Below are 26,321 nucleotides of genomic sequence, written 5' to 3'. Positions count from 1 at the left end.
GCGACGGGGAGCGGGAGCAAGAGATGAGTTCCGACGATCGCGATACGATGCCGACGGATATTCGCGGCTATCATCGGCGCACCAAACATGCGCCGAACCGCTATGCGATGGGTCCGGGATTTCTCGACTGGACCTCGCAGCCCTCGCCTTTCCGCCTGTTCGAGGGCGTGACGCAGACGCCGCTGCCGCTCGTCGACGAGACCCCGGCCTTCCCCGGCCCGGCGCCGCGGCCGGCGGCGCTCGATCTTCGGGCCCTGGGCCTGTTTCTCGAGCTGTCCTTCGGCGTCAGCGCCTGGAAGAGCTACGAGGGCTCGACCTGGGCGCTGCGCAACAATCCCTCCTCCGGCAATCTGCACCCGACCGAATGCTATGTGCTGCTCGACGCGGTCGAGGGGCTCGGGACAGGCGCCGGTCTCTATCATTATGCGCCCATGCTGCACGCGCTCGAGGAGCGGGCCGCCTACACGGCCGAGCGCATTCTCCCCGAGGGCGGCTTTCTTCTGGCGCTCTCCTCCATCGCCTGGCGCGAGGCGTGGAAATATGGCGAGCGCGCCTTTCGCTATTGCCAGCTCGACGCCGGCCATGCGATCGGCGCCGTCGCTCAAGGCGCGGCCGCGCTCGGCTGGCGGGCAGAGGCGCTCGCCGAGCCCTCCGACGCCGAAATCGCCGCGCTCGCCGGCCTCGATCGCGACGACGCCTGGCACAGGCGCGAGTCGGAGCATCCCGATCTTCTGATGTGGATATCGACCGCGGCCGCGGCCGCGCCCGCGCCCGAGATCGACCTGTTTCCGCTGATCGACGCGCCGCGCGCGTTTCGCGGCCGCGCCAATCGGCTGAGCGAGGATCACGACGGCTGGCCGGTCATCGATCTCGCCGGCCAGTTCTGCCGCAAGCCGCGCCAGCCGACGCGGCCTCTGCCCACGCGCGCGCAATGGCCGGCGCCGTCCTTCGAAGGCGTCTCCATCGGCGCCGCCGTGCGCAAGCGCCGCAGCGCCCAGAAGATGGACGGGACGACGTCCATGTCGCGCGAGGCTTTCGCGGCGCTCATCGCCTCCACCCTGCCGGGCGAATCCAATCTGCTCTCGGCCTTCCCTTGGCCGACCTCGGTCACGCTCATTCTCTTCGTGCATCGCGTCGACGGACTGGAGCCCGGGCTCTATGCGCTGCAGCGCGACAGCGATGTCGCGGCGCGGCTGCGCGCCGCCTCCCGCAAGGATTTCGAATGGGCGCTGGTCGAGCTCGATGGCCTGCCGCTCTACCGGCTCTACGCCGGCTCGGTGGAGAAGGAGGCGACCAAGCTCGCCTGTCTCCAACCCATTTCCGGCAAGGGCTGCTTCAGCGTCGCGATGATCGCCGATTTCGACCGTGCGCTCGAGCAGGACGGCCCTTTCGCCTACCGGCGCCTGCACTTCGAGGCCGGGCTCATCGGCCAGGCGTTCTATCTCTGGGCGACCGCGGCGGGGATCGCCGGCACCGGCATCGGCTGCTTCTTCGACGATACGGTCCATGAGCTGCTGGGTCTGCCGCCGGGCGATATGCAGTTCCAGGACATCTACCACTTCACCGTCGGAGGGCCTGTCGAAGACACGCGCATTCTGACGCTTCCCCCCTATCCCGATGACAGACGAGAGCGGCGATGAATATTCAGATCGAACGCCAATATGTCGAAGCGCTGATGGCGCGTTTTCCGGCCCATGCCGGAATGGCGGACCAATTGCGCTTCAGCGACAGGGTCGAAATCGACTTCGCCCATCTCTCCGACGAGGAATTGACCTTCCTCGAGGAGCTCTACCGCGCGGCCGGCCCGGACATGCGCGCCCGCGCCGCGCAGCTCGCGACATTGCGCGACGCGCTGAAGGCCGGCGGCAAGCGCTTCGAGGCGACCGAGCTCGAGGACGTTCTGCCGGCGATGGTGCGCTACCTCACCGCGGGCGCCATTCGCGGCTGGCTGTTCACGGCGAGCGTCGCCTCCAAGCCTCTGCCCTATGTCATCACCCGCTTCGACTTTGTGCCGGCCTCGAACGACGAGGCGGGCAAGGTGATGATCGAGCTGAAATCCAACGCCAAGGGCGTGCTGACCACCAACGCCATCCGCATCATGGCGGCGGAGGTCGCGGGCCGCACGATCAACGAGATTCTCGCCGCCAAGGGCTATATTCGCGAGACGCCGGAGCTGGTCGAAGCCTTCGATGCGGCGACCGAGACCTATTTCGATTGGCGCGGACGTTACGGCCAGCAGTTCACCGGCCGCGGCACGGGCTTTCACGCCGAGGACCCCAACGCCTCGCATCGCGACATGGACTGGTCGCGCAAGGATGTCGTCGTGCTGTCGACGAGCGGCGGCGACGCGCGCCTCGTCAATGACGAGGCGATCCTCGCGGCGCGCAGCCTGACGCTGGAGGCGCCCGGCGACGTGCTCGGCCATTTCATCCGCAAAGCGTCGAAGAGCAATAAATTCACCGTCGAGGACGAGCTCGCGGAATTGCAGCAGCAGATACCCGAAACGCTGTTCAAGCGCGTTCCGGTGCATCCCTATATTCTGATGTTCCATCTCGATCTGCATCATCACGTGTGGGTGCATGTCGATGAGATGAAGCTCTACGAATATAAGCCGGCGCTGAAGCAGAAGCTGGTGCTGCCCTCAGAGCAGACCGACCTCATCGATATTCTGACCGCCGAGATGGACGTGCTGATGGACGATATCGTCGCTGGCAAGTCGGGCGGCACCACCGTGCTCTGCGCCGGCCCGCCCGGCGTCGGCAAGACGCTGACGGCGGAGGTCTATTCGGAGATCATCCAGCGGCCGCTCTATCGCGTGCATTCCGGCCAGCTCGGCCTCAATGTCGCGACGATGGAGACCGCCCTCAAGGAGATTTTGACGCGCGCGCAGCGCTGGGGCGCGGTGATGCTGATCGACGAGGCCGATGTCTATATCAAGCGGCGCGACGACAATATCGCCATGAACGCCGTCGTCGGCGTGTTCCTGCGCGTGCTCGAATATTTCAACGGGCTCTTGTTCCTGACGACCAACCGCGTCGACGACATAGACGAGGCGATCGTCTCCCGCTGCATCGCGCTCATCAAATACAACCCGCCGGACGATGACGCGAAGCGCCGCATCTGGCGCGTGATGTCGGATCAGTTCGAGCTGAAGCTCCCCGATGCGCTGATCGACGATCTCGTCTCCGTCTTCCCCTATGCGACGGGCCGCGACATCAAGGGCCTCGCCAAGCTGACGGCGAAATTCTGCCACCAGAAGCAGGTTTCGCCCGATATCGGCGTGTTCCAGCGCTGCGCCATCTTCCGCGGACTGGATGTCGCGCGCGTGGAGGAGTTGAAGACGGCGGCGGAATAGCGGCCGCTCAGCGACGGGAGTCCGGCTGCAGAAACAGGCGCCCTCCCGCTCGCGTCGCTGCGTGGGAAAGGGGGCGCCGACGCTCGGCGAATCTTCGATGAAACGCCGAATCCGCCGCCTCTCCCTGCGTCAGCGGGATCTCGCTCGCCTTGCGCGTGAAAAGCCGCATCCCGAGCGCCGTCCCGAGATTTTCGATTTGATGGCTGATCTCGGTCGGCGTCACGCCAAACTCGGCGGCGAGCTGGAAGCTCTCGCATCGAGCCGCCGCGGTCCGACTCTCCCCCCGAAGGGGAGGGTGAAACGCCCCGCGGGAACAGCAGTCCGCTCTACCCCTCGCGTTGCCGCGCCAGCAGCGCCTTGATCTGCTCGACGAGCTCGCTCTCCGGCGTGGAGAATTGCGCGGGGCGGGCCGCCTTCCACTGCTCATTGGTGGCGATGGCCGCGCTCGCCCGCGCGCCTTCGATCAAATCCTTGATCTGCACCTCGCCTCTGGCGCGCTCGTCCGAGCCCTGGATCACCACGGCCGGACTGTTGCGCTTGTCGGCATATTTCATCTGCGCCTTCATGCCGGAGGAGCCGAGATAGAGCTCGGCCGCTATTCCCGCATTGCGCAGCGCGGCGACCATGCGCTGATAATCGGCGATATGGTCGCGGTCGAGCGCCAGCACCACGACCGGGCCGAGCCGTTCCGCCGTCGAGACGATGGGGCTGCCGACGAGCTTCAAGGCCGCATAGAGGCGCGACACGCCGATAGAAAAGCCCGTCGCCGGCGTGTTCTCCGAGCGGAAGCGGCCGATGAGCCCGTCATAGCGGCCGCCGCCGCCGACCGAGCCGAAGCGCACCGGATGGCCTTTCTCGTCCTTGGTCTCGAAAGTGAGGTCCGCCTCGAACACCGGCCCCGTGTAATATTCGAGCCCGCGCACGATGGAAGGATCGATGCGGATGCGGTCCGGCCCGAAGCCGGCGTCGCGGACGAGATCCTCGATCTCCAGCAGTTCCTCGGCGCCTTCCGCGCCGACATTGCTGCGGCCGAGCAGCTCGAACAGGCCGAAACGCGGCTCGCCGTCCTGATATTGCCCGCCGAGCGTGAAGGAGAGGATCGTCGCCACGGCGTCTTCGGCCAAGCCGGCGCCTCTGGTGAAGTCGCCGCTCTCGTCCTTGCGGCCGGGGCCGAGCAGCAGGCGCACGCCCTCGGGGCCGAGCCGGTCCATCTTGTCGATGGCGCGCAGCACGATGAGGCGGCGGCCGGCGTTCTCGTCGCCCTCGAGGCCGATCGCCTTCATCACCCCGTCCAGCACCTTGCGGCTGTTGATCTTGATGACGTAATCGCCGCGGGCTACTCCGAGCCGCTCCAGCGTGTCGGCGGCCATCATGCAGATTTCGGCGTCGGCGGCCGGCGAGGCGGCTCCCACCGTATCGGCGTCGAATTGCATGAACTGCCGGAAGCGTCCCGGCCCCGGCTTCTCATTGCGATAGACATTGCCGAAGCGATAGGAGCGGAAGGGTTTCGGCAGCCGGTCGAAATTCTGCGCGACATAGCGGGCGAGCGGCGCCGTCAAATCATAGCGCAGCGACAGCCATTGCTCGTCGTCGTCCTGGAAGGAGAAGACGCCCTCGTTCGGGCGGTCCTGGTCGGGCAGGAATTTGCCGAGCGCGTCGGTGTATTCGATCGCCGGGGTCTCCAGCGCCTCGAAGCCGTAGAGCTCATAGACCGAGCGAATGACGTCGAGCATCTTGCCCGTCGCCTGGAGCTCGGCGGCGTCGCGGTCGGCGAGGCCGCGCGGGGAGCGCGCCTCGATCTTGGATTTCTTTTCGTCTGACATCTTTTCGTCTGACATGGGATGCGCCTTTTTCGGCGCTCTTCCTAGCATTTTTGCGCGGCGAGGAAAGCCGGGGCTTCGCCCGCCGGCCAATAGAGGAGATGGCTGCGGCAGCGCGGGCAGTCGGAGCTGCCGAAACCGTCGAGCGGAACCGGCAGCGCCCCGAGCGCCGCGACGAGGTCGCATTCGCTCGCCGCGAGCGTGATCCAGGCGCCCTGCGATTCGCCAGATTCGGTCAGCTGGTCGATATGCCAGCGGCGCCGCTTGCCGCGCCGCATATGGCGCGCGAGCCGGGCGCGCAGACCGCCCGGCCCCTTGGCCGAGCCGCAATAGAGATAGCGCCCCGGCGCGAGCGTCGCATGGCGCCGGCCGGCCGCGACCTCGAGCGGATGCGCGAGCCGGACCAGCAGAACATAGGCTCCCGGCGCGGCGGGGGCCTCATGGGCGGCGCGGATGAAGCTGAGCGTCATGGCGCAGGATACGGCGAAAAGGGGCTCCCCGTCCCGCGCGTGCGCGAAACGGGGAGTTTGGACACCGTGAGAACCTGAGCCGCAAAGAGACCGACCTCGACGGATGAGGCCGCGCTCTGGAGGGAAGAGCGTGTCGAAAGGTGAACCGCCTCTACGAACAAAGCGATGTCGCAAATCGCAAATCCGTCGAGGCGGGACCTTGAGCTGTTCTTTGCAAGACGATATGCGCCCGTTTGGGCGCTCTCTTTATGGCTCGGCTCGTTATGTAATGCAACTATATAAATGAGGCGGAACGCCCGAATTCCCAGGCCTGTGTGCAAAAACAACAGGCAACCCGCTCGACGCGCTGCTTCCATCGCGCTAATCGGAGCGGCGATGCGTCAGACGCGACGAGGATTTCTCGCTTATGGAGCGGCGGCCCTGGCCGCCTCCGCGCATTCGCCGCGCGCCCGCGCCGCCGCCCCCGACGCCACCCTCTGGTTGCAGCAACGACTGCGCGAAGCAGCGAGCGGCGGCGGCGCCCTGCGGCTGCCGGCCGGCGTTCTGCGCATTCGTTCCATCGCGATCGACGACAGGGTGACGATCATCGGCGCGGCCAAGGGAACGACGCTGCAGGCGATCGGGCCGGGGCCTTTGCTGCGCGGCGCCGGCATCGCCGCTTTGACGCTCGAGAATATCGGCTTCGACGGCGGCGGCGCGCGCTTCGCCGATCCGAAACAGGGACTCCTCGATCTCGCCGACATTCCAAAGCTCGCGATCCATGGCTGCGCGATCCGTCGCTCGGGCGGGCGCGGCGTCAATCTGCTGCGCTGCGGCGGGCGCTTTGCGCAGAATATCGTCGACGATGTGCGCGACGCCGGCTATTTCTCGCTCGACGGGCTCGGCGTCGACATCGACAACAATAAGGTGCGCCGCTGCGGCGACAATGGCGTGCTGGTATGGACGACGACCGCCGGCCGCTATGAAGGCTCGCGCATCCGCAACAATGAGATCGGCGACATTCGCAACCTCTCTGGCGGCGACGGCGCCTATGGCAATGGCGTGAGCATTTGGGGCTCCGGCTTCGTGCGGGTGGAGAAAAATGTCATCCGCCGCTGCGCCTACACGGCCGTGCGCAACAACGCCGGCCATGATGTGGAGGTCGTCGGCAACGACTGCGCGGGCTTCGGCGAGCGCGCCATGTATGCCGAATTCGGCGCCAAGCGCGCGACATTCCGGGACAATAAAATCGACGACGCCGGCGCCGGGATCGCGCTCGCCAACGCCGAGCGGGGCACCGACATAGGCGTCGTGACCGGCAATCGGATCACTGGCCTGCACGAGACGCATCCGGACGACGAATTCGGTCCCGTCATGAGCTGGCTCACCGGCATAGAGGCGGAGAGCAATGTCGAGATCGCCGGCAATACGATCGTCGGCGGCTGGATGGGCGTGCGCTGCGGCGGCTACCGCCAGAATATTCGCGTCGAGGGCAATCGCCTCGTCGACAATGATTATGGCGTGACCTTCCAGATCGGCGAGGGCGTCGGGCCCGCCGTCATCGCCCGCAACACGATCATCGGCGCGAAAAAGGCCGCGATCGCGGCGCTCGCCGGTCATGACATTCTGCCGGGAGACGTCGCGCGGCCGGGCGCCGCGGCGAAATATCCGCGTCTCGCCGTCGATGGCAACGAGCTCGGCTGAACCTTAACATTTCGTCAAGACCGTCCGGCGCATGATGGAGGGCCAGCCTTTCGGCGGACCAGCCCTCTGGAATGTCTTCATGACGACGCTCTCCACCTATCTGCAGATCGCCAATAATCAGGCGCAATGGCAGGCGATGACCGCGAAATCGCCGGAGGTCGCGACGCAGACGCAATATTTCAAGGACCATATCGGTAAGGTGACGTCGGTCGACGCCTTCATGAAGGACTCGCGGCTCTTCAATTACGCGATGACCGCCTTCAGCCTCGGCAGCATGACCTACGCCAAGGGCCTGATGCAGAAGGTGCTGGAGGGCGGCGTCTCCAACAGCTCGGCGCTCGCCAACACGATCAGCAACGCCAATATCAAGGCTTTTGCGACGGCCTTCGATTTCGCCGGCAATGGCGAGCCGACGACGAGCTCCGCGACGCTCGTGGACAATGTGGTGAGCCGCTATACGGAGCAGGCGCTGGAGACGAATCAGGGCCAGCAGAATCCGGGCGTGCAGCTCGCGCTCTATTTCCGGCAGCACGCGCCGGCTCTGACGAGCGTCTACGGCATTCTGGCCGACAGGAATATATTGACCGTCGTCCAGACCGCGCTCGGCCTCTCGCCGCTCACCTCCTCGCAGTCGATCGACACGCAATATCGACTGCTGTCGTCGAAGGTGAATCTCGACGATTTCAAGGACCCGGCCAAGCTGCAGCAGTTCATCTCGCGCTTCGCCGCCCAATATGACTACAATAATGGCGGCGACGCCAATTCGCAGAGCTCGCTGCTCTCGACGCTGTTCGACACGTCGGGCTCGGGGTCGAGCTTCGGCCTCGACGCGAGCCTGTTGCTGAGCGTGCAGGGAACGAAGTTCGGTTATTTCTGATCGCGCCGTCACGGTGAGATGCGCGACGCCGCATTTCCACGACAGTCGCGGCCCGGTTTGTGGCGGGCGCGTCGGAAATTCGGCCAGGACATAGCCCGCAGGCGGTTCAGCGACGGCCGTGGCCTTTACCGAGCCGTTTCCAGGGATGAATAGCGCCCTTGCCCGCGGCCCGATGGGCTGATAATTTATATGTGGATGGCTGGCGGGGTTTCCCTTCCAGCCTCTATCGTTTTTGCAAACCCGGACATTTTCGATCGGGCCGCGCCGGCCGGTTCTCTCAGCAGAACTCTCGTCCCTTGCCCCGCCTCGGCGGCGGCGGAGACCTCCGATCGAAGACGTCCGATCCGCAACGCCAACCCCAAGCCGGCGCCGCCCCCGAAAGGGCTTCCCAGGAGAACGCATGTCGACTTCAACACAGCGCGCCCCGTCGCGCGAGGACTTTGCCGCCCTGCTCGAAGAAAGCTACGGCCAGAACGAGGCTTTCGAGGGTTCCGTCATCAAGGGCCGCGTGGTCGCCATCGAGAAGGACGTCGCCGTCATCGATGTGGGCCTCAAGACCGAAGGGCGCGTCGCCCTCAAGGAATTCACCGGCTTCGGCCGCGACCCGGCCCCGAAGGTGGGCGAGGAGGTCGAGGTCTATCTCGAGCGCATCGAGAATGCGCTCGGCGAAGCCGTCATCTCGCGCGACAAGGCGCGTCGCGAGGAGAGCTGGGTCAAGCTCGAGAAGGCCTTCGAGAACAATGAGAAGGTCGAGGGCGTGATCTTCAATCAGGTCAAGGGCGGCTTCACCGTCGATCTCGACGGCGCCGTGGCCTTCCTGCCGCGCAGCCAGGTGGACATTCGTCCGATCCGCGACGTCGGCCCGCTGATGAATGTGCCGCAGCCCTTCCATATTCTGAAGATGGACCGCCGCCGCGGCAATATCGTCGTGTCGCGCCGCACCGTGCTCGAGGAGAGCCGCGCCGAGCAGCGTCACGAGATCGTGGCCAATCTCGAGGAGGGGCAGGTCATCGAGGGCGTCGTCAAGAACATCACCGATTACGGCGCTTTCGTGGACCTCGGCGGCATCGACGGCCTGCTGCACGTCACCGACGTCGCCTGGCGGCGCGTCAATCATCCGAGCGAGGTTCTGTCCATCGGCCAGACCGTGCGCGTGAAGATCATCAAGATCAATCACGAGACGCACCGCATCTCGCTCGGCATGAAGCAGCTGCTCGAGGATCCGTGGCAGGGCATAGAGGCGAAATATCCGATCGGCGCCAAGTTCCACGGCCGCGTCACCAACATCACCGACTACGGCGCCTTCGTGGAGCTGGAGCCGGGCATCGAGGGCCTCGTCCACGTCTCGGAAATGTCCTGGACGAAGAAGAACGTGCATCCCGGCAAGATCGTCGCGACGAGCCAGGAGGTCGACGTCCAGGTGCTCGAGGTCGATCCGGTCAAGCGCCGCATCTCGCTCGGTCTCAAGCAGACGCTGCAAAATCCGTGGGAGGCCTTCGCCGAGAAGCATCCGCAAGGCTCCACCGTCAGCGGCGAGGTCAAGAACAAGACCGAATTCGGCCTGTTCATCGGCCTCGACGGCGATGTGGACGGCATGGTCCATCTCTCCGATCTCGACTGGAACCGCCCCGGCGAGCAGGTCATCGAAGAGTATAAGAAGGGCGATGTCATCACCGCCCAGGTGCTCGACGTCGACATAGAGAAGGAGCGCATCTCGCTCGGCGTGAAGCAGCTCGCCAATGACCCATTCGCCTCGATCTCGGAAGAGGGCGCGGGCGAGGTGAAGAAGGGCGCTGTCGTCACCACCGAGGTGCTCGAGGTGAAGGAGGCCGGTCTCGAGGTGAAGATCACCGGCACCGACCTCACCACCTTCATCAAGCGCAACGAGCTGGCGCGCGACCGCGCGGATCAGCGTCCGGAGCGTTTCGCCGTCGGCGAGAAGGTGGACGCCCGCGTCACTTTGTTCGACCGCAAGGCGCGCAAGGTCGCCGTGTCGATCAAGGCGCTGGAAGTGGCCGAGGAGAAGGAGGCGATCGCCCAATACGGCTCCGCCGATTCGGGCGCCTCGCTCGGCGACATTCTCGGCGCGGCTCTGAAGGCGCGCGAGGAAGGGCCGAAGAAGTAAGAACGACTTCCGCATGATGGCCTCGCGCGGTCCCCGGCCGTCTCCGCAAAGGACGCCGGAGATCGCGCGCTCCTTCTCCCACTCGTTTGGGAGAAGGCGGCCCTCGCGTCGACGAGGGTCGAGGGCGCTGCGTGTCCTTGTGGCGAAACCACGAAGGCGCAAAGGACACGAGAAAGACGCGAATGCGGCGACGGGCCCTTGTCCGACCCGGCTTCGCCGGGCCACCTTCTGCCGCGAACGGCGGCGACGCGCCGCAAGCAAAAGCGCTATGATTCCGACGCGCTACGCAAGCGTCGTCGCGGAAAGAGGCGCACGAGCCGTCATCCCGAACCCCCCTTCCCGACAAAGCCGCTCTAACGTCGAACGCCACCGGATCGAATTGCTAGATTTCAGCAAAGCTCGAGCAGTTCAGGCGCGTCGCCGCCAGATACGAAAAAAGACGGCGCCAAGACTATCTCGCCGTCATCGCTCTCGCCGCGACAGTCCCATGGCTCGGGCAACTCGTCCAAACAGCGCCTAGAGCGGATGCGCGGCTTCGTCAGTTGCCGAACGGACTGGTCATCGGCGCGGCCTGCCAGGTCTTCACGCTGCTGATCGAATGATAGCGATGCGGCGCATAGGCGAGCGCATGAGAGCGATGCGGGCGATGCAGCTTGGCGAGCCGGGTCCGATGCGTCTTATGCGCGGCGTAGCGCGTGGGCGACGAGCCGGTGATGGAGATTTGCGCGCCCTCCTCCTGCACGAGCTTGTAGAGCGTCGCGGCGTTGCCCGGCGCGATGCGCACGCAGCCATGCGAGGCCGGACGGCCGAGCGCGCCCGTCGCATAGGTGCCGTGGATCGCATAGCCGCCGTTGAAGAAAATCGAATGCGGCATCGGCGACATATGGTATTTGCGCGAATAATGCATTTTCTGCAGGCCGGTCGGCGCATAAACGCCGCGCGGCGTCACATAGCCGGCGCGCGCCGTCGAAACCGGCCAGCTATAGGAGCCCTTGGAGGACTCGACCCGCATCCTCTGAGTGGAGAGATCGATGTGGATTTGCACGGTCGCCTGCGCCGCGCCGATCGAAGCGATCATCGCCGCGAAAACGAGCACGAGGGCTTTGAAACAACGCATCACGAACACTCCCCGTGAACACGAGACACACGCCGCACAGTTAGGGCGGCATAAAATCGTGGTCCCCACGTAGGGGCAACCTATATCCGAGGGTAAGGTTGACGCGAAAGCGCAAAATTGCGGTGAGACGCGTCACCTTTTCTTCGCCTTGCGGGGCCGGGCTGGCGAAAAGACCGAAAAGCGACCAGAATCCGAGCGATTCTCGACTCCTCTTCCTCGCTTCGCCACGGAAGCCCGCTGACATGATCGACAAGAGATCGGCCGCATTCGCTCTCGTGCTCGCCGCCGCGGGAGCGGCCTTCGCGCAAGACAAGGGGACGTTGCGCCCCGAGCCCTTGCCGCCCATCGCCCGTCCAGACGATCCTTCGACGCCGGCCAAGGAGCTCTTTGGCCGCGCGAGCGATCCGGCGCCCCTCGATCCGGACCCGATCGGCTTCTATTCGCATGGCTGTCTCGCCGGCGCCGAGCCACTGCCGGCGAACGGCCCGAACTGGCAGATCATGCGGCTCTCGCGCAATCGTTTCTGGGGCCATCCGGCGCTCATCGCCTTTCTGCAGCGCCTCGCGCCGGCGGCGGCGCAGGCCTCCGGCTGGCCGGGCCTGCTCATCGGCGATATTTCGCAGCCGCGCGGCGGGCCGATGCTCACCGGCCACGCCTCCCATCAGATCGGGCTCGACGCCGACATATGGCTCACCCCCATGCCGCAGCGGGAGCTGACCCGCGCCGAAAGGGAGGAGATATCGGCGACCGACATGGTGCGCGAGGACCGGCTCGACATCGATCCGAACGTCTGGACCGAGGGCCAGCTCGCCGTGCTGCGGACGACGGCGCGCGCGCCGGAGGTGCAGCGCATTTTCGTCAACGCCGCCATCAAGAGGGCGCTGTGCCGTCAGGCGACGGGCGACCGCTCCTGGCTCGCCAAGGTGCGCCCGATGTTCGGGCACAACTACCATTTTCATATCCGGCTCTATTGCCCGCGCGGCGCGGAGAGCTGCGTGGATCAGGATCCGACGCCGCCCGGCGACGGCTGCGACGCTTCGCTCGCCTGGTGGTTCACCGACGAAGCGCTGCACCCCAAGAAACCCGCCAAGACCTGGCCGCCCATGACCATGGCCAAGCTCCCGGCCGAATGCCGCCAGGTGTTGAAGGCGAAATAGGTGAAATAGATTCAGCCGAGCGTCAGGCCGGATCGACGCCGAGCCCGACGGGGCAGGCGACGCCCGTGCCGCCGAGGCCGCAATAGCCGTCCGGATTCTTGGCCAGATATTGCTGGTGATAATCCTCGGCGTAATGGAAGGGCGGGGCCGGCGCGATCTGCGTCGTGATCGGCCCGAAGCCCTTGGCCGCGAGCGCCTCGCCATAGCCGCGCCGCGAGGCCTCGGCGAGCCGCAGCTGCTCGTCCGAATAGCAGAAGATCACAGAGCGATACTGCGTGCCGATGTCATTGCCCTGCCGGTTGCCCTGCGTCGGGTCGTGGCTCTCCCAAAAGACGCGCAGCAGCTCCTCATAGGAGATTTTCGCGGGGTCGAAGACGACGAGCACCACTTCCGCATGGAAGCTGCGTCCGGCGCAGACCTCCTTGTAAGTTGGGTTTTCCGTCGTTCCGCCGGCATAGCCCACGGCGGTCGCATAGACGCCGTCCCCGAGCTTCCAGAAGCGCCGCTCCGCGCCCCAGAAACAGCCGAGCCCGAAGACGGCCTGTTCCAGCCCGGCCGGGAAGGGGCCGTGAATCGGCCGGTGGTTGACGAAATGCTCGCTCATGTCGGTCGACCTCTCGCTGCCGCGCGCCACGCCACGGGATATGGCCCTGCGGCGCCGGCGGCGAAAGGGCGGTCAGCGCAAGGGATAATCGATCGCCCGGCGGCGCTTTCGGCTCAATGCAATGAGCAGGCCGCCGAGGGCGGTGAGGGTGAGGCTCAAAGGCGCGAGCAGCAGGGTGAAAACGACAGGGCCCCAGAACTGCGGCGCCTTCTCGACGGCGATGCGAAACGCCTTCATCTGAGCGGGGAAAAGATCGGCCGCGCCTTCGCTGAGCGCCGTGACATGGAGCCCGTCGCCGGCGAGCGAGCGCGTGCCGTCGACGATGAGGGCCGCGAATCCGCCGGCCAGCAGGATCAGCCCGAGAAAACGGATGAGCAGTCTCAGCATGGCGATTTCGAGCCCGATGCGGAGGCTCATGAATAGAATGAGCGAGGCCGTCTGTCCACGCCGGGCCGCCACGGGCGAAAGTCGCGGCCTCGCCCGAGGCCGCTGCGGCGGAGCGCAGGCCCAGGCCCGAACGGCTTGCGCTCCGGCGCGTCCCCCGCTAACCCTGCGGCCAGCCTTTTGCAGCCGAAACAGGAAAGCCGCATGAAAGCCCGCGTCATCGTCACCTTGAAGAGCGGCGTGCTCGACCCGCAGGGCAAGGCCATAGAAGGCGCGCTCGCCTCGCTCGGCGTCGAGGGCGTCGGCGGCGTGCGCCAGGGCAAGGTGTTCGATATAGAGCTCGACGGCGCCGACCGCGCCCTCGCCGAGACGCGGCTGCGGACCGCCTGCGAGAAGCTCCTCGCCAACACCGTCATCGAGAATTTCGAGATCGAGATCCAAAGCCCATGAGAGCCGCCGTCATCGTCTTTCCCGGCTCCAATCGCGAAGGCGACATGGCGCGGGCGCTTCGCCAGGCGACCGGGCGTGAGCCGGACCTCGTCTGGCATTCGCAGACCGAGCTGCCTTCCGGCACGGATCTCGTCGTGCTGCCGGGCGGCTTCTCTTATGGCGATTATCTGCGCTGCGGGGCCATCGCCGGGCGCGCTGCGATCATGGACGCCGTGCGCGCCCATGCCGCGCGCGGCGGGCTGACGCTCGGCGTCTGCAACGGCTTTCAGATTCTCTGCGAGGGCGGGCTCCTCCCCGGCGTGCTGATGCGCAACGCCAATCTGCGCTTCGTCTGCCGCATGCAGCATTTGCGCGTCGAGCGCGCCGACACCGCCTTCACCAGAAACTACCGCCAGGGCCAGACGATCGAGGTGGCGATCGCCCATGGCGAAGGCAATTACGAGGCCGATGACGAGACGATCGCGCGGCTCGAGGGCGAGGGGCTCGTCGCCTTCCGCTATTGTGATCCGCTCGGCCGCGTGGGCGGCGAGGCCAACCCCAACGGCTCGCGCAACGACATCGCCGGAATCTATTCCGAGCGGCGCAATGTGCTCGGCCTGATGCCGCATCCGGAGAATCTCATCGATCCGCTGGTCGGCGGAATCGACGGCCGTGGCCTCTTCGAGAGCCTCGCGGCGGCTTGATCGCTTCGCGCGCGAAGACGAAGCGAGCCCGAAGGCTCGCTTCAATCGATCATCCTGAAAGCCTTTCCGCCTTGTCATTGCGAGCGAAGCGAAGCAATCCTTCAGCCGTGGGCCGCGGCTCTGGAATGCTTCGTCGCTTCGCTCCTCGCAATTGACGGCGGAAAACGCGGCTCACTTCCGCGCGTCTCGCCTGATCCACATCAACGCGAGAAAAGCCGCCGCCGCCGATAGCGCGCAGATCGCCGCCGCATAGAGCGTGCCCCGCTCATTATCGGCGAAGAACAGGTTCTTCGTGTTCATGCCGAAGATGCCGGAAACCAAGGTCGGCGGCATCAAGAGCGTGCCGAGAATGGTCAGCACATAGAGCTGGCGATTGGTCTCGGCGGTGAGATTGGAGACGATCTCGTCCTGCAGCAGGCGCGCGCGCTCCTCCACCGCCTGCAACTCCTGCTGCATCGCATCGAAGCGCTGCGTCAACCGGCGCAGCGCCGCATAGGTTCCCGGCGAGATTTTCGGCGAGTTCGCCGCGCGCGAAAAGACGCGCTGCCCATCGGCGAGCTCGCGCCGCAGGCGGATCGTCTGGCGACGCAGCGCGCCGAGCTCGCGCCGCTCGTCATGCGTTTCGTCGTCGAGCACGCGATCTTCGATCTTGTTGAAATCGGCGAGCAGCTTGTCGAGACCGATATCCATGGCGACGAGGCTCTGCGTCACCAGCGCCTCGAAGAGGTCGAGCGGCCGTCGCAGGCGCCGGCCCTCGAGCGCCGCCCGCCGAATGGCGGCCGTCGATTCGACGGCGTAGCGACGGGCGGTGACGATGCAGCGCTCGGTGACGACGACGCGCAAGGGACGCAGCACGTCCTCCTCGCGCTCGAGGTCGCGGCCATAATCGGCGATCACGCCCCAGAGCGCCTGCTCGTCGGCGTCGAGCCGGTGATGTCCGTCCTGATCGATGAGCAGAGCGCGCGCTTCCGGCGGAAGCTGCTCCCGGCCGGCGACCCAGTCGCGATAGCGCAGATCGGCGACATTGAGATGGACCCAGACATAGCCGCCGTCGTCGACGTCGAGCCGCGGCTGGTCCTGATTCGCGACGAGCGTCGCGGCGCCGTCGGCGTCGAAGCGCATGATCCACAGAAAGGGCGAATCGCCCACGATCGCGCCGCTCGGCGGAAGCGTCTTCATTTTCGCGCGTCCCCGCGGGCGCGCGTCCTCGGCGGCCCGGCCTCGGATCGTCGCCATTGGAGCGTTTCCAGCCGAAGTGGACCCCGGTTCGGCGTCGGAAACGCGTCAAAACAACACTAGACCAGTCTCCGATCCAAAAGGATCGGAGACTGGTCTAGACGAGGGATGCGACGTTTCGTCGACAGCGGCCATGGGCGGCCCCCGAGATCATGCGTCGGCCTTTTGCGGCTCGCGTTCCGCCTCCTCCGCGGCGGGGCGCGGCGGCGGGAAGCGTCTGCGTCGCCAGTCCTCGGCGGTTTCGCAGGCCGAGCGCAGCGCCCGCCGCGCGGCGTTGGTGTGCGCCTCCGTCACGCGGGAGAAGAGAAAGCCGAAGAGAACAGCGCCCGTCATCACCGCCGCCAGCGTCGCCCAATGGGCGGGCGTCGCCAGCTCGCGCGCCCATTGCGGCCCGAAGCTCCGGTCGGCGACGGCCCGCGCGAGGATGAGCAGCGGCATGTGAACGCTGTAGAGCGAGAAGGAGAAATCGGCGAGACGCCGATGCAGCTGCGGCCGGAACAGCGCCCAGCCCTGCTGTGGCCCGAAGCGCAGCGTCACCACGAGATTGAGGAAGAGGACGGCCGACAATATGTCGGCGAGATCGGCGAGGAGCGGAAAGGCCTCGAGATTGGGGCCGCGCACCAGGAGGCGGATCGGCACGACGGCGGCGACATAGAGGCCGAGCGCGAGGCAGCGCGATTCGACGAGCGGGCGCTTCGCCAGAGTGGCGAGCGCGCCGAGCGCCCAGAGCAGATAGCCGAACCGAAACCAGCCCGGCGGGATCGACATGACGACGAGAATGGCGAGGCCGAGCGCAAATCCCGCGGCGCGCGCTTTCGGGGAATAGGCGCGCGCGAAAGGCAAGAGCAGCAGCGGGAAGGAGATATAGTACCAGAATTCGCAGGCGAGCGACCATAAGGGGCCGTTGGAGCCGAAGAAGTCACAATAGATCGCCGAGAGATTGGCGAGCGCGCCGAAGAAGAGGTCGAGGCGATAATGATCCGCGAAGACCGGCCAGTCATAGACGCCGCTATCGCCGAACCAGTTGCGGCCGATCCAGTCGAGAGCGACGGTGACGAGCAGCGCCGGCGCGAGGACGATATAGATGCGCGCGAAGCGATGGATGAGATATTCGCGCAGAAAGGGCTTGTCCTTGCGCAGCTGCGCGAGCACTGCGCCGCCGACGAGATAGCCGGAAATGGCGAAGAAGCCGACGACGGCCTGATGGCCGAGCTCATAGCTGACGAAGAACCACCAAGCGTAGACGCTCGCCGAATGCGGCGCGCTCATTATGTCGGCGAGATTGACGAACATATTGGTGGAATGAACGGCGAGCACCAGCAGCGCGCCCACCCAACGACAGGCTTCGATGAATTGCGACAACAGGATCGGCATGTGTCTCCGACGGCTTGGCGCGCGCATCCTTCGACCGGAATCGGTCGAACGACGAAAAATCGCGCCCGATAACCGGCTCTGGGCCGCGCCGAGTTATAGTCCTTCGGCTCGACCTTGGCCAACCCAGCGCGCCCGCTCGCCGAGGCGCATACGCCGGTCGAGCGCCGCGAAAGCCGCGTGAAACCTTCGCCGCAGCGCCGGGGTGTGCGCCTCGGTCGCGCGCGAGAAGCCCCAGGCGACAGCCGTCGCGACGAGAAGCAGCGCCGCCGCCGCGGACCAATGCGCCGGCGTCGGAAGAAGCTCTAGCCAGTCTTTGCCGAAAATATGGCCCGCTCCCGCCCAGAAGAAGAAAACGATCGGCATATGCGTGGCGTAGAGCGAGAAGGAGAAATCGGCGAGCCGGCGATGGAGCGCCGGAAGGGGCAGGCGAAGGCCCGTCTCGCAGAAGCGCAGCGTCGCCAGCAGATTGGCGAATGTCGCGGCGGTCAGCGCGTCGGCGAGGTCGTGAATGATCGGATGCGCTTCGACGAAGGGGCCGCGCACGGCGAGCCGCGCGACCACGACGACGACGAGAAACAGGCCGAGCGACAGATATTTGCCGCGCAGGAGCGGACGCCGCGCGCGCGCCGCCAGCGCGCCCGTCGTCCAGATCGCGAAGCCGACGGGAAAGCGCGTGGAGGGCAGCGAGAGGACACAAAGAAGCGCAACCCCGACGCCGAAGGCGGCGAGGCGGGCAGGCTCAAAATAGCAGCGCGCGAAGGGCAGGAGCAGCAGCGGAAAGAGCAGATAGTACCAGAATTCGCAGGCGAGCGACCAGAGCGGGCCGTTGGTGCCGGCCTGGCCGGCCCAGATATGCTGCTGCATGGCGAGCGTCGAAAGAATGCGCGAGGGCTCGAAGGCGCCCTCGCGCCCGGCGAGCTCATAGATTCCGGCGCCGGCGAAAAGCCTCCGGCCGAGCGCGTCGAGCGCGAAGGTCAGCGCCAATGCGGGGATCAGCACGATATAGAGGCGGCTCGCGCGGTCGATGAAATAGGCGCGCAGAAACGGCGTCGATTGCCGCAAGGCGGTGAAGACACGGCCGCCCACGAGAAAGCCCGAGAGCACGAAGAAGACCGTCACCGCCTGATGCGAGAAGGCCGTCGCGAACCACCAGACGTAGACGAGCGGCCCATGCGGGCCGACCATTATGTCGCTCAAGGAGATGAGCACATTGGCGTGGGCGAGGAGGACGGCGAGAGCGGCAATCCAGCGGGCGGCGTGAATGAAGTTCGATAAAGCGGCAGGCATGAAAGACCGCTCATTCAATGATGGTCGGTCGAGAACGCTAGAGGAAAGCCGAATACGCGTCAACTCGCGGATTCCCAGGGTCGCGGATCTGGCCTTCAGATCAGCTCACGGGCAGCAGGCCCTTGCGCAGATTTTCCCCCGCGAGCGTGATGATGCGGCCGACCGCGGCCGGATCGGCGAGCCAGGCCTCGATGCGCGGATGGGTGAGCTGCGACGGCGCGCAGCGGCGATAGATCTTATAGCACTCGGCGAGATAGTAGGGCAGCGTCACGAATTCGCCGACCTCGGCCGAGAGATGGTAATTTTCGAGCTTGAATGTGTAGCTTCCCTGCACGCCGAAATATTCCCCGATCGGCGGATAGATCGGGAATATCTCCGCGCGCCCCAGATCGTCGATCGCATAATAGTCGCCATTGATTGCCGGCGTCGGCAGGCCGGCGTGCGCGAGGAACTTCTTGGCAAGGTCGAAGAGCACGAAGGGCCGCGGATGCACCAGCGAATACATGAACACGCCGCGGCGCGACCAATTGGCGATCTCGGCCGTGAGATCCATGCCGAATTTGCGCTTGCCGGTCTCGACGAGCTCGTTCACCGCGTCGTTCCACACGTCGAAATAGCCGAGCGCCTCGAACACATTGCGGTTGAACAGCGCATGCGCCTCCTCGACCGAGAGGCCGCGCCGGAAGGCGAAGACCGCGAGCGCCGAGTGATAGGGGCCGACGGGGCCGATCGTCGGCGCATGGCCGCGCGTCGCATCGAGCAGATAGACGAGATCGGGATGGAACGCCGAGAAAGTGATCGATGGGATCATGATCACCTTGTCGAGCAATTCGCACAGCTCCGCCGAACCGCCACCGCGCACATGGCCGTGCAGGAATTCGTGGCTGAACACATAATCATAGGTCGAAAGCGTCTTGGCGAGGAGCTTCACATCGGCGATCGTCTTGGCGATCGCCGAGAAATGCGAGACGCGCGCGCTCGGGTCGATGAGCTTCATCGCATAGGCGAGACCGAAGGCTTGGCAATTGCCGATGACGGCGATGCGCGGCCCAGTGAGGCGCGGGCCCTTCGAATAGAAGGGCGCGAGCCGCGGCTCGACGAGATGATTGTACCAGGAGCGGATGATCTGCCGGTCGATCTGAGACAACATGCGCGGGTAACGCCATTTCGTCGCGGCCCGAAACCCAAGTCGGCGCCGAAGGATGACAAGCGTCCGGTCGCCGTCTATGCTCCCGGGCGCATCGATGCGGCCGCCTCGTTCGACCGCTCAAGTCGCGCCGCGCCCGCCACATGATGGCGGGCCGCGCGTCGCGAGAGTGAAACGGCTCGACGAGCCGCGACGGCCGGCGGCTTTCCAGGAGACCGACAATTGGCGGAACATCCCTATAGCTCCCTACCCGACCATCGCTTCTGGCGCAAGGCGGTGACGCAGACGCCTCCCTTCGCGATCGACCCGATTCTCGCCACCCCTTTCAGAATCGCTCTGAGCGACAAGGTGGCGACCGGCGGCAGCTGTTTCGCGCAGGAGATCGCGCAGCGGCTGCAGGCGAGCGGCTTTCATTATTATCTCGCCGAGCAGCCGCCGGAAGGCATGTCCGCCGCGGAGGCGGAGCGGCGCAACTATTCGATGTATTCCTGCCGCTACGGCAATCTCTACACCACGACGGCGCTGCTCCAGCTCTTCGACCGCGCCTATGGGACGCTCACGCCCGATCTCGTGCATTGGGTGCGCCAGGAGGACGGCCACATCGTCGATCCTTTCCGTCCGAGCATAGAGCCGGACGGCTATGATTCGATCGACGACATGCTGGCCGAACGCGAGCGGCATTTCGCCGCCGTGCGCGAAATGTTCGAGACGCTCGATGTTTTCATCTTCACATTCGGCCATACCGAGTCCTGGCGCTGCCGCAGCGACGGCGCCGTGCTGCAGCAGGCGCCGGGCGTCGCCGGCGGCGTCTGGGACCCTTCGGTCTTCGCCTTCCACAATATGACCGTGTCGGAGGTGGTGCGCGACTTCCTCGCCTCCGTCGACCGCATCCGCTCGGTCAACGCCGATGCGCGAATCATTCTGACCGTCTCGCCGGTCGGCATCATCGCCACTTACGAGAACCGCCATGTGCTCGAGGCGAATTCCGCGATCAAGGCGATCCTGCGCGCCGCGGCCGACGAGGTGGTGCGGGCGCGGCCGAACGTCGCCTATTTCCCCTCCTATGACATCGCGACGGCGCCGCCCAATGTCGCGCGCTTCTACCGGGACGATGTGCGCCGCATAAATCCTTTCGGCATCAGCCAGACGATGCGGCTCTTCTTCGAGCATTTCACCGAGCGCGAGCGGCAGACGGCCAAGATCGAGCCGCTGAAGTTCGACGTCGCCGCGGAGGCGGAGAGCAATTCCCGCATCGTCTGCGACGAGGAGGCGATCGAGACCGCCTGATCGCGACGCGCGTCGTTTCGGCGCGCTTCGATTCCGGAAACCAGAGCTTATATTACCTCCGTCACAGTTCGAACGAAGGACGACGCTCCATGGTCACGGGCTCGCTCGCTCTCGCCGCCGCCGGCGCTTTCACGGGGGCGTCTCTCTATGTCAATTTCGTCGAGCAGCCCGCGCGGCTCAAGCTCGACGACCCGGCGCTCATGAAGGAATGGGAGACCTCCGACCATCGCGGATTCGCGCTGCTCGCCGGCCTCTCGCTCGCTTCCGCCGTTTTCGGATTCATCGATTATAAGAGCTCGGACGATGTGCGCTGGCTCGCCGGCGCGGCGACGATCGTCGCCGCCTGGCCTTTCCTATTCTATGCGGTCGTGCCGCTCGACAATCGCATTCTCGCTCTGATCGCCGCCGAGGACGGCGCCGACGCGCGCAAGTCGATCGAGCTCTGGGGCAAGCTCGAGCTCGCGCTCACCGCGCTCGGCGCGCTGGCGACCGCGCTCTTCGTCTTCGCGAGCGGCTAGCGGGCTGCGTCAGCTGAACCGAAAGGGCGTTGTCACTCCCGGCAGGCCGAAGCTGCGCGAGCGTCGGGAATGACGCTCCTTCCGATTGAGCCGACGCGCCGATTAGACCAGCTTCCGCGTGAAGTGGCCGATCGAACGATTCCGTTCGAGCGGAAGCGCCCGGCGCATGTTCCCAGAAGAGCGCGAGGCGGCTTTTCGGAAATGAACATGCGAATTCGAATTGCTTTCAGGGCGCATTCGAACATGATTTGTACGAATGCGCTCTAAAGGCGTTGCGGCCGAAGATTCGACAAGATGATCGTCGATCCTCCTTCTCCAATGCAGAAGGAGGATCGACATGACGCGCTCTTTCGCCCTCGATTTTCTCGCGCCCTCCGCGCTCCTGGCCGCCGCCGCGCTGGCCGCCAGTTCCGCCGCGGGCGCCTCGCCCAATGATCCACGCGGCGTCTGGCTGCGGCCGGAAGGTCGCGTGCAGTTCAGCTTCTATGATTGCGAGAGCGGCAAGCTCTGCGCCAAGATCGTCGCGGCGCAGAACGCCGAGGACCAATCCGCCATCGGCGCCGTCATCCTGCGCGGCGCGAAGCAGACAGGACCCAATGAATGGGCCGGCAAGCTCTTCAATGTCGAGGACGGCAAGAGCTATGACGGTTTCATCACCGTCACGAGCCCGACTCGATTGACGCTGAAAGGGTGTCTCTGGGGCGTGCTGTGCAGCGACGAGACCTGGACGCGCGTCCCCACGCCGGCGGCTCACGCCATGGTCGACGTCGATCTCAGATAAAGCGTTTCCAGCCGAAGTGGACGCCGGTTCGGTGTCGGAAACGCGTCAAATCAAAGACAAGCGTTTCCAGCCGAAGTGGACGCCGGTTCGGTGTCGGAAACGCGTCAAATCAAAGACTCTAGGCGGCGGGCCGCTCGGTCAGTGGCGCTTGCTCAGCGGGAGGCTTGGGCGGCGGCGCTTTCGGCCGCGGCCCGGGCGGTATCGGCGGCGAGCTGGCCGATGAGGATGAAGGCGAAGCCCGCCGCCCGCCATTCCACCGCCGCGAGGCCGGGGGCCGTCTTGGGCGGACCCGCGGAAGGACGCTCGCCGCCCGCGCGCTCGAAATAGAGCGCGGCGCGAGCCCCGGAGGCGGCGCGGTAGATCAAGAGGCCGGCGGGCGAGAGAACGCCCGGAATGAGCCGGCCGCCGACGAGCTCGAGCCCGGCGGCGGAGAGATCCGGCAGGCGCCCGAAGCCCGCGCGCTCGCCGAGCCAGGCGGAAAGCTCGGCCGCGCGGTCGGCGCCGATCTCCACCGGCCGCGTATCCTGCGCGAAGGTCTGATAGGCGAGCTGCGCATGGGCGACGAGGCCCGGCGGCTCGATGACGGCGGCGCGCTGAGGGACGGCGGGCGGCGGCGAGGCGGGTCCGGTGAAGGCGAGCAGCGCCGCCCCGGCGACCACGGCGCCGGCGAGCAGCGTCAACAGCGACATGATGATGGCCGGCCGGCGCGGCGGCCTGCGGCTCGTGTCCGCGCGCCGCATGGCCCGGAGCGAAGCGCCCTTGCTCGGGCTGAAGCGCGCCCAATTGACCCCCGAGCCGAAGCTGCGGGTGAGGCTCGTCACCGTAGCGGTTTTGAGGCTTGCGGGCAGGGGCTCCTTCACCGTCTGGGAGAAAGCCGCGCGCAGCGCCGCATTCTGCCGCCGCCAGCCTTCGACGAGGGCGGCGTCCTCCGAATGGGAGTGCAGATGATCCTCGATGCGCCGGCGCTTTTCGGCGTCGAGCTCGCCGTCGACGAAGGCGTGCAGATCGGATTCGTCGACATGCTCACCGGGGCCCATGGCGCCGCCTCACGGGTTATTTCACGACACGCAGATGCGGCCCGGGCCGCCGGCCGGCGTCCGCTCCCGGCGAGGGATGGCGGTCGAGCGCCGTCAGCGCCGAGCGCGCGCGCATCAGCCGCATCAGCGCCACCGGCCGATCGGTGCGGGTGATGCGGGCGACCTCCTCATAGGTGAAGCCCTCGAGCACGACGAGCAGAAGCGTCTCCCGCTCCTCGAAGGGCAGATCGGCGAGCCGGTGCATGATCGCCGGCTGGCGCAGAGACGGCCGATGCGGGGCGACGGACCGCAGGCGGCGCTGCGCCGCATGGGTCAGGGTGGCGTAGAGATCGACGCGCAAATCGAGCGCCGCGCAGCCGGACTCGAGCCGCGCTTCGTCGGCGGTGGCCTGCAGCGCGGTCTGGACGAGCTCGTCGGCGAGATCATTGGCGGCGCCGGAGAGCAGCGCGCGGGCGTAGCGACGCAGGCCCGGCGTGAGCCGCTCCAGGGTCTCGTCGAAATCCTCCGCCTGTCCCATCGCTCGGCCCGTCTCGCGCGGCCCTCGACGCCTCGTCCGCGCGGCGCTGGTTCGGTTTGTTTGCGGGAGATATTATGCCAGTCCGCCGCGATTGACTATCTCCGCGCCCTGAGATTTATGTGTTTTTGTATGTCGGGCCGGGGACGCCTCCGGTCGGTCGGCCCGCTCCAATGTCCCAAGCCCGCGCGCATCTTGCGCAGCCCTCCAACGGCGTTGCCGACAGGCGGCGGAACACCGCGCCTCTCGATCGCAGATTTATGGACCTTTGCTCCCATGTCGCAACCGGAACCGACGTCGAACGGCAATATTTTCAGCGGCGTTCTCGCCGGCAAGCGGGGCCTCGTGCTGGGCGTCGCCAATAACAAGTCGATCGCCTGGGGCATCGCCAAGGCCGCGGCCGACGCCGGCGCGAAGCTCGCGCTCACCTATCAGGTCGAGGCGCTGGAAAAGCGCGTGCGTCCGCTCGCCGCGGAGATCGGCGCGCAGGTGGTCGGCCGCTGCGACGTCTCCGAGCCGGAGACGATCGACGCGGTCTTCGCCGAGGTCGAGAAACTGTGGGGCAAGATCGACTTCGTCGTCCATTGCCTCGCCTTTTCGGACAAGGATCAGCTCGACGGCCGCTATGTCGACACGACGGCGGAGAATTTCACGCAGTCGCTGCTGATCTCCTGCTTTTCCTTCACGGCGATCGCGCAGCGCGCCGAAAAGCTGATGACCGAGGGCGGCTCGCTGCTCACCCTCACTTACTACGGCGCCGAAAAATGGATGCCGCACTACAATGTGATGGGCGTCGCCAAGGCCGCGCTCGAGGCCTCGGTGCGCTATCTCGCGGCCGATCTCGGCGAGAAGAACATTCGCGTCAACGCCATTTCCGCCGGGCCGATCAAGACGCTCGCGGCCTCCGGCATCGGCGATTTCCGCTATATTCTGCGCTGGAACGAATATAACGCGCCGCTGCGGCGCGTGGTGACGATCGAGGAAGTGGGCGAGACGGCCGTCTATCTGCTCTCGCCCATGGCGCGCGGCGTCACCGGCGAGGTGCTGCATGTCGACGCCGGCTATCATGTCGTCGGCATGATGAATCCGAGCGCCGCGCCCAAGATGGCCTCGCTGCTGGCGCTGCTGCCGCAGCAGGCGACGGAGACGAAATAGGCGTCGCCTCGCTCGACCATCGACAAACCCGCGGCCGTCATCGCGAGCCGAAGGCGAAGATTCCATGGGGGTGGATAGCGGCCTGTTCTGAAGCCAGACTGAAGGTTGCGATCCAATTCATACGGTTTCCGGCTGATTACCTCTGCTCGGCGATTTTTGGCCACCAATGGAAACCAGCTCGGCTTTTGATGGCGTCGCGTTCGTTCGCGAGCGCGGCGCATCTTTCGCCGACGATTGCGTCGAGCTCGTCGAGCGTTTCGATGTGTTTGTTGACGATAGGCTCGTCGACGAGCGTCCACAGGGTCTCCGCCGGCTGCAACTCCGGCGTATAGGGCGGCAGAAAGACCAGCCGCACGCCATCGGGCACGCTCAGACCCGCCTCGCCATGCCAGCCGGCGTTGTCGAGAACGAGCACGATGGTGCGGTCGACGCCGGCCTTGGCTTCGCGCGCGAAGGTTTCGAGCAGCGCCGCGAAAAAGGGTTTCGACACGCCATCGTGCACATACCAGAAGGTCTCGCCGCTCGCCGGCGAGACGAAGGCGGTCACATAAAGCCAGTCGAAGCGGTGATGGCCATGCGCGGTCGGCCGCGCGCCAATGGGCGCCAAAACGCGCCGCGTGACGGGTTTCAGGCCGAGCCGGTGTTCGTCGCCGGCGAAGACTTCGACTGGCCGCTCCGGATGTTTCGCGGCTTCCTCTGCAACGGCGTCTTCGAGGTTTTTTTGAACGCCGTCGCCTCTTCGGGCGAGGCGGACTTCGGATTTTTGGGGCGTGGAACCTGGATCGACATGCCGCAGGCTTTCAACGCCTCCCAGCCGCGTCGAGTTGCGACCTTCTCCAACCCCGGTTCGCGCGCGAGAAAAGCCGCGACCTTCGCGCTCGTCCACAAGCCGCCATCGTCGGGCGGATCTTTCAACCGAAGGCGCAGCTTGTCGAGCAACTCGGGCTTCAACACCGTTGCCGGAGAGCCGTTGCGCCGGCGCAAGTCGCCAAGAGACGCCGGGCCTTCGGCGTTGTAGCGCGCCGCGAGCTGCTCGATCCAGCGCTGGCCAAAGGAGGTCATCTCGGCGACTTCGCCGAGCGTGTGGCCTTTGGCGAGCAGCCAGATCGTATGGAAATGCCGCGCTTCGCGCGCGTTCGAACTCGAAACATACCGTTCACGCAACGCATCGACACTCAAATGCGCAGCTATCGTCGCCTTGACCCGCCTCCAGCGATTCATGACGACACAGCTCAACTGCTTCGATTCCCCCCGGGAATC

Annotated in this window: 25 protein-coding genes and 1 pseudogene; 12 read left to right on the top strand and 14 right to left on the bottom strand. The window is 65.9% G+C overall.

Annotation, left to right across the window (positions count from 1 at the left end; genetic code table 11):
* Nucleotides 1-23: 23 nt before the first annotated feature.
* Entirely contained in the window at nt 24-1,640 is a 1,617-nt protein-coding gene (locus tag Mspo_RS06125) for a SagB/ThcOx family dehydrogenase (protein ID WP_244613187.1), read from the top strand.
* Entirely contained in the window at nt 1,637-3,355 is a 1,719-nt protein-coding gene (locus tag Mspo_RS06120; protein WP_159727873.1) for an ATP-binding protein, read from the top strand. The genes Mspo_RS06125 and Mspo_RS06120 overlap by 4 nt, the downstream gene beginning before the upstream one ends.
* A 7-nt stretch (nt 3,356-3,362) precedes the next feature.
* On the opposite strand, the gene Mspo_RS06115 is transcribed toward Mspo_RS06120, so the two are convergent.
* Genes Mspo_RS06115 through Mspo_RS06105 form a run of 3 tightly spaced genes read right to left on the bottom strand, consistent with a single transcriptional unit; the run spans nt 3,363 to nt 5,645 of the window.
* Complete coding sequence (locus Mspo_RS06115) at nt 3,363-3,782, bottom strand: LysR family transcriptional regulator (RefSeq protein ID WP_159727871.1); 420 nt, start codon at nt 3,780-3,782, stop codon at nt 3,363-3,365.
* Nucleotides 3,682-5,178, bottom strand: coding sequence for a histidine--tRNA ligase (hisS, locus tag Mspo_RS06110; RefSeq protein WP_159727989.1), 1,497 nt, complete (start codon nt 5,176-5,178; stop codon nt 3,682-3,684). Before hisS ends, Mspo_RS06115 begins: the two co-directional genes overlap by 101 nt.
* A 41-nt stretch (nt 5,179-5,219) precedes the next feature.
* The gene (locus Mspo_RS06105) at nt 5,220-5,645 is read right to left on the bottom strand and encodes a DUF123 domain-containing protein (protein ID WP_159727869.1); all 426 of its coding nucleotides are present in this window, start codon (nt 5,643-5,645) and stop codon (nt 5,220-5,222) included.
* 375 nt (nt 5,646-6,020) lie between these two features.
* Here Mspo_RS06105 and Mspo_RS06100 point away from each other — a divergent pair, with 375 nt between their 5' ends.
* The 3 genes from Mspo_RS06100 (at nt 6,021) to rpsA (ending at nt 10,330) form a co-directional block, all read left to right on the top strand.
* The gene (locus Mspo_RS06100) at nt 6,021-7,328 is read left to right on the top strand and encodes a TIGR03808 family TAT-translocated repetitive protein (protein WP_159727867.1); all 1,308 of its coding nucleotides are present in this window, start codon (nt 6,021-6,023) and stop codon (nt 7,326-7,328) included.
* Nucleotides 7,329-7,407: 79 nt separating this feature from the next.
* Complete coding sequence (locus Mspo_RS06095) at nt 7,408-8,205, top strand: DUF1217 domain-containing protein (RefSeq protein ID WP_159727865.1); 798 nt, start codon at nt 7,408-7,410, stop codon at nt 8,203-8,205.
* Nucleotides 8,206-8,605: 400 nt separating this feature from the next.
* The gene (rpsA, locus tag Mspo_RS06090; protein ID WP_159727863.1) at nt 8,606-10,330 is read left to right on the top strand and encodes a 30S ribosomal protein S1; all 1,725 of its coding nucleotides are present in this window, start codon (nt 8,606-8,608) and stop codon (nt 10,328-10,330) included.
* 538 nt (nt 10,331-10,868) lie between these two features.
* Here rpsA and Mspo_RS06085 read toward each other — a convergent pair.
* Nucleotides 10,869-11,447, bottom strand: a complete 579-nt coding sequence (locus Mspo_RS06085) for a L,D-transpeptidase (protein WP_244613186.1) — start codon at nt 11,445-11,447, stop codon at nt 10,869-10,871.
* Between the two features lie 242 nt (nt 11,448-11,689).
* Here Mspo_RS06085 and mepA point away from each other — a divergent pair, with 242 nt between their 5' ends.
* Nucleotides 11,690-12,604 (top strand): penicillin-insensitive murein endopeptidase, encoded by a 915-nt coding sequence (gene mepA, locus Mspo_RS06080; RefSeq protein ID WP_159727861.1) that lies wholly within the window; start codon nt 11,690-11,692, stop codon nt 12,602-12,604.
* A gap of 22 nt (nt 12,605-12,626) precedes the next feature.
* Here the strand turns inward: mepA and msrA are convergent, their stop codons facing one another.
* Both msrA and Mspo_RS06070 read right to left on the bottom strand, forming a co-directional pair.
* The gene (gene msrA / locus Mspo_RS06075) at nt 12,627-13,208 is read right to left on the bottom strand and encodes a peptide-methionine (S)-S-oxide reductase MsrA (protein WP_159727859.1); all 582 of its coding nucleotides are present in this window, start codon (nt 13,206-13,208) and stop codon (nt 12,627-12,629) included.
* 72 nt (nt 13,209-13,280) lie between these two features.
* Nucleotides 13,281-13,625, bottom strand: coding sequence for a hypothetical protein (locus Mspo_RS06070; RefSeq protein ID WP_244613184.1), 345 nt, complete (start codon nt 13,623-13,625; stop codon nt 13,281-13,283).
* Between the two features lie 171 nt (nt 13,626-13,796).
* Here Mspo_RS06070 and purS point away from each other — a divergent pair, with 171 nt between their 5' ends.
* Both purS and purQ read left to right on the top strand, forming a co-directional pair.
* On the top strand, nt 13,797-14,042 hold the full coding sequence (purS, locus tag Mspo_RS06065) for a phosphoribosylformylglycinamidine synthase subunit PurS (RefSeq protein ID WP_159727857.1): 246 nt from the start codon (nt 13,797-13,799) through the stop codon (nt 14,040-14,042).
* Nucleotides 14,039-14,725, top strand: coding sequence for a phosphoribosylformylglycinamidine synthase subunit PurQ (gene purQ / locus Mspo_RS06060; RefSeq protein ID WP_159727855.1), 687 nt, complete (start codon nt 14,039-14,041; stop codon nt 14,723-14,725). Before purS ends, purQ begins: the two co-directional genes overlap by 4 nt.
* Nucleotides 14,726-14,896: 171 nt before the next feature.
* Here the strand turns inward: purQ and Mspo_RS06055 are convergent, their stop codons facing one another.
* From Mspo_RS06055 to Mspo_RS06040, 4 genes are all read right to left on the bottom strand, one after another.
* On the bottom strand, nt 14,897-15,904 hold the full coding sequence (locus Mspo_RS06055; RefSeq protein ID WP_159727853.1) for a CorA family divalent cation transporter: 1,008 nt from the start codon (nt 15,902-15,904) through the stop codon (nt 14,897-14,899).
* A gap of 207 nt (nt 15,905-16,111) precedes the next feature.
* Nucleotides 16,112-17,335, bottom strand: a complete 1,224-nt coding sequence (locus Mspo_RS06050) for an acyltransferase (RefSeq protein ID WP_159727851.1) — start codon at nt 17,333-17,335, stop codon at nt 16,112-16,114.
* A 93-nt stretch (nt 17,336-17,428) separates the two neighbouring features.
* Nucleotides 17,429-18,622, bottom strand: coding sequence for an acyltransferase family protein (locus Mspo_RS06045; protein ID WP_159727849.1), 1,194 nt, complete (start codon nt 18,620-18,622; stop codon nt 17,429-17,431).
* A gap of 100 nt (nt 18,623-18,722) precedes the next feature.
* Nucleotides 18,723-19,772 carry a WcbI family polysaccharide biosynthesis putative acetyltransferase gene (locus Mspo_RS06040; protein WP_159727847.1) on the bottom strand — a complete coding sequence of 350 codons (1,050 nt, stop codon included), beginning with the start codon at nt 19,770-19,772 and terminating at the stop codon, nt 18,723-18,725.
* Nucleotides 19,773-19,991: 219 nt separating this feature from the next.
* Between Mspo_RS06040 and Mspo_RS06035 the strand changes: the two genes are divergently transcribed.
* The 3 genes from Mspo_RS06035 (at nt 19,992) to Mspo_RS06025 (ending at nt 22,355) form a co-directional block, all read left to right on the top strand.
* Complete coding sequence (locus Mspo_RS06035) at nt 19,992-21,056, top strand: GSCFA domain-containing protein (RefSeq protein WP_159727846.1); 1,065 nt, start codon at nt 19,992-19,994, stop codon at nt 21,054-21,056.
* 89 nt (nt 21,057-21,145) lie between these two features.
* Nucleotides 21,146-21,574, top strand: a complete 429-nt coding sequence (locus Mspo_RS06030) for an anthrone oxygenase family protein (RefSeq protein ID WP_159727844.1) — start codon at nt 21,146-21,148, stop codon at nt 21,572-21,574.
* 337 nt (nt 21,575-21,911) lie between these two features.
* Complete coding sequence (locus Mspo_RS06025) at nt 21,912-22,355, top strand: DUF2147 domain-containing protein (RefSeq protein ID WP_159727842.1); 444 nt, start codon at nt 21,912-21,914, stop codon at nt 22,353-22,355.
* 152 nt (nt 22,356-22,507) lie between these two features.
* On the opposite strand, the gene Mspo_RS06020 is transcribed toward Mspo_RS06025, so the two are convergent.
* Both Mspo_RS06020 and Mspo_RS06015 read right to left on the bottom strand, forming a co-directional pair.
* Entirely contained in the window at nt 22,508-23,392 is an 885-nt protein-coding gene (locus Mspo_RS06020) for an anti-sigma factor (RefSeq protein ID WP_159727840.1), read from the bottom strand.
* Nucleotides 23,393-23,408: 16 nt separating this feature from the next.
* Nucleotides 23,409-23,909, bottom strand: coding sequence for a sigma factor-like helix-turn-helix DNA-binding protein (locus tag Mspo_RS06015; protein WP_159727838.1), 501 nt, complete (start codon nt 23,907-23,909; stop codon nt 23,409-23,411).
* A 273-nt stretch (nt 23,910-24,182) separates the two neighbouring features.
* Here Mspo_RS06015 and fabI point away from each other — a divergent pair, with 273 nt between their 5' ends.
* Complete coding sequence (fabI, locus tag Mspo_RS06010) at nt 24,183-25,061, top strand: enoyl-ACP reductase FabI (RefSeq protein WP_159727836.1); 879 nt, start codon at nt 24,183-24,185, stop codon at nt 25,059-25,061.
* Between the two features lie 136 nt (nt 25,062-25,197).
* Here the strand turns inward: fabI and Mspo_RS19845 are convergent, their stop codons facing one another.
* Both Mspo_RS19845 and Mspo_RS20070 read right to left on the bottom strand, forming a co-directional pair.
* Complete coding sequence (locus tag Mspo_RS19845; RefSeq protein ID WP_256366348.1) at nt 25,198-25,857, bottom strand: IS630 family transposase; 660 nt, start codon at nt 25,855-25,857, stop codon at nt 25,198-25,200.
* Nucleotides 25,788-26,282 (bottom strand): annotated as a pseudogene (locus tag Mspo_RS20070) (helix-turn-helix domain-containing protein); the annotation flags it as partial. The gene Mspo_RS19845 and the pseudogene Mspo_RS20070, both read right to left, overlap by 70 nt.
* Nucleotides 26,283-26,321: the final 39 nt, after the last annotated feature.

It is taken from the genome of Methylosinus sp. Ce-a6 (genome assembly GCF_009811655.1).
GTDB lineage: Bacteria > Pseudomonadota > Alphaproteobacteria > Rhizobiales > Beijerinckiaceae > Methylosinus.
The sequence above is the reverse complement of the archived record's forward strand: the minus strand, read 5'-3'. Positions and strand labels throughout refer to the sequence as shown.

Excerpts from the sequence above, each read along its gene's own strand:
- Mspo_RS06125 (WP_244613187.1), top strand. The coding sequence starts at position 24 with ATGAGTTCCGACGATCGCGATACGATGCCGACGGATATTCGCGGCTAT.
- Mspo_RS06120 (WP_159727873.1), top strand. The coding sequence starts at position 1,637 with ATGAATATTCAGATCGAACGCCAATATGTCGAAGCGCTGATGGCGCGT.
- Mspo_RS06115 (WP_159727871.1), bottom strand. The coding sequence starts at position 3,782 with ATGAGCAGTGGAAGGCGGCCCGCCCCGCGCAATTCTCCACGCCGGAGA.
- hisS (WP_159727989.1), bottom strand. The coding sequence starts at position 5,178 with ATGTCAGACGAAAAGAAATCCAAGATCGAGGCGCGCTCCCCGCGCGGC.
- Mspo_RS06105 (WP_159727869.1), bottom strand. The coding sequence starts at position 5,645 with ATGACGCTCAGCTTCATCCGCGCCGCCCATGAGGCCCCCGCCGCGCCG.
- Mspo_RS06100 (WP_159727867.1), top strand. The coding sequence starts at position 6,021 with ATGCGTCAGACGCGACGAGGATTTCTCGCTTATGGAGCGGCGGCCCTG.
- Mspo_RS06095 (WP_159727865.1), top strand. The coding sequence starts at position 7,408 with ATGACGACGCTCTCCACCTATCTGCAGATCGCCAATAATCAGGCGCAA.
- rpsA (WP_159727863.1), top strand. The coding sequence starts at position 8,606 with ATGTCGACTTCAACACAGCGCGCCCCGTCGCGCGAGGACTTTGCCGCC.
- Mspo_RS06085 (WP_244613186.1), bottom strand. The coding sequence starts at position 11,447 with ATGCGTTGTTTCAAAGCCCTCGTGCTCGTTTTCGCGGCGATGATCGCT.
- mepA (WP_159727861.1), top strand. The coding sequence starts at position 11,690 with ATGATCGACAAGAGATCGGCCGCATTCGCTCTCGTGCTCGCCGCCGCG.
- msrA (WP_159727859.1), bottom strand. The coding sequence starts at position 13,208 with ATGAGCGAGCATTTCGTCAACCACCGGCCGATTCACGGCCCCTTCCCG.
- Mspo_RS06070 (WP_244613184.1), bottom strand. The coding sequence starts at position 13,625 with ATGAGCCTCCGCATCGGGCTCGAAATCGCCATGCTGAGACTGCTCATC.
- purS (WP_159727857.1), top strand. The coding sequence starts at position 13,797 with ATGAAAGCCCGCGTCATCGTCACCTTGAAGAGCGGCGTGCTCGACCCG.
- purQ (WP_159727855.1), top strand. The coding sequence starts at position 14,039 with ATGAGAGCCGCCGTCATCGTCTTTCCCGGCTCCAATCGCGAAGGCGAC.
- Mspo_RS06055 (WP_159727853.1), bottom strand. The coding sequence starts at position 15,904 with ATGAAGACGCTTCCGCCGAGCGGCGCGATCGTGGGCGATTCGCCCTTT.
- Mspo_RS06050 (WP_159727851.1), bottom strand. The coding sequence starts at position 17,335 with ATGCCGATCCTGTTGTCGCAATTCATCGAAGCCTGTCGTTGGGTGGGC.
- Mspo_RS06045 (WP_159727849.1), bottom strand. The coding sequence starts at position 18,622 with ATGCCTGCCGCTTTATCGAACTTCATTCACGCCGCCCGCTGGATTGCC.
- Mspo_RS06040 (WP_159727847.1), bottom strand. The coding sequence starts at position 19,772 with ATGTTGTCTCAGATCGACCGGCAGATCATCCGCTCCTGGTACAATCAT.
- Mspo_RS06030 (WP_159727844.1), top strand. The coding sequence starts at position 21,146 with ATGGTCACGGGCTCGCTCGCTCTCGCCGCCGCCGGCGCTTTCACGGGG.
- Mspo_RS06025 (WP_159727842.1), top strand. The coding sequence starts at position 21,912 with ATGACGCGCTCTTTCGCCCTCGATTTTCTCGCGCCCTCCGCGCTCCTG.
- Mspo_RS06020 (WP_159727840.1), bottom strand. The coding sequence starts at position 23,392 with ATGGGCCCCGGTGAGCATGTCGACGAATCCGATCTGCACGCCTTCGTC.
- Mspo_RS06015 (WP_159727838.1), bottom strand. The coding sequence starts at position 23,909 with ATGGGACAGGCGGAGGATTTCGACGAGACCCTGGAGCGGCTCACGCCG.
- fabI (WP_159727836.1), top strand. The coding sequence starts at position 24,183 with ATGTCGCAACCGGAACCGACGTCGAACGGCAATATTTTCAGCGGCGTT.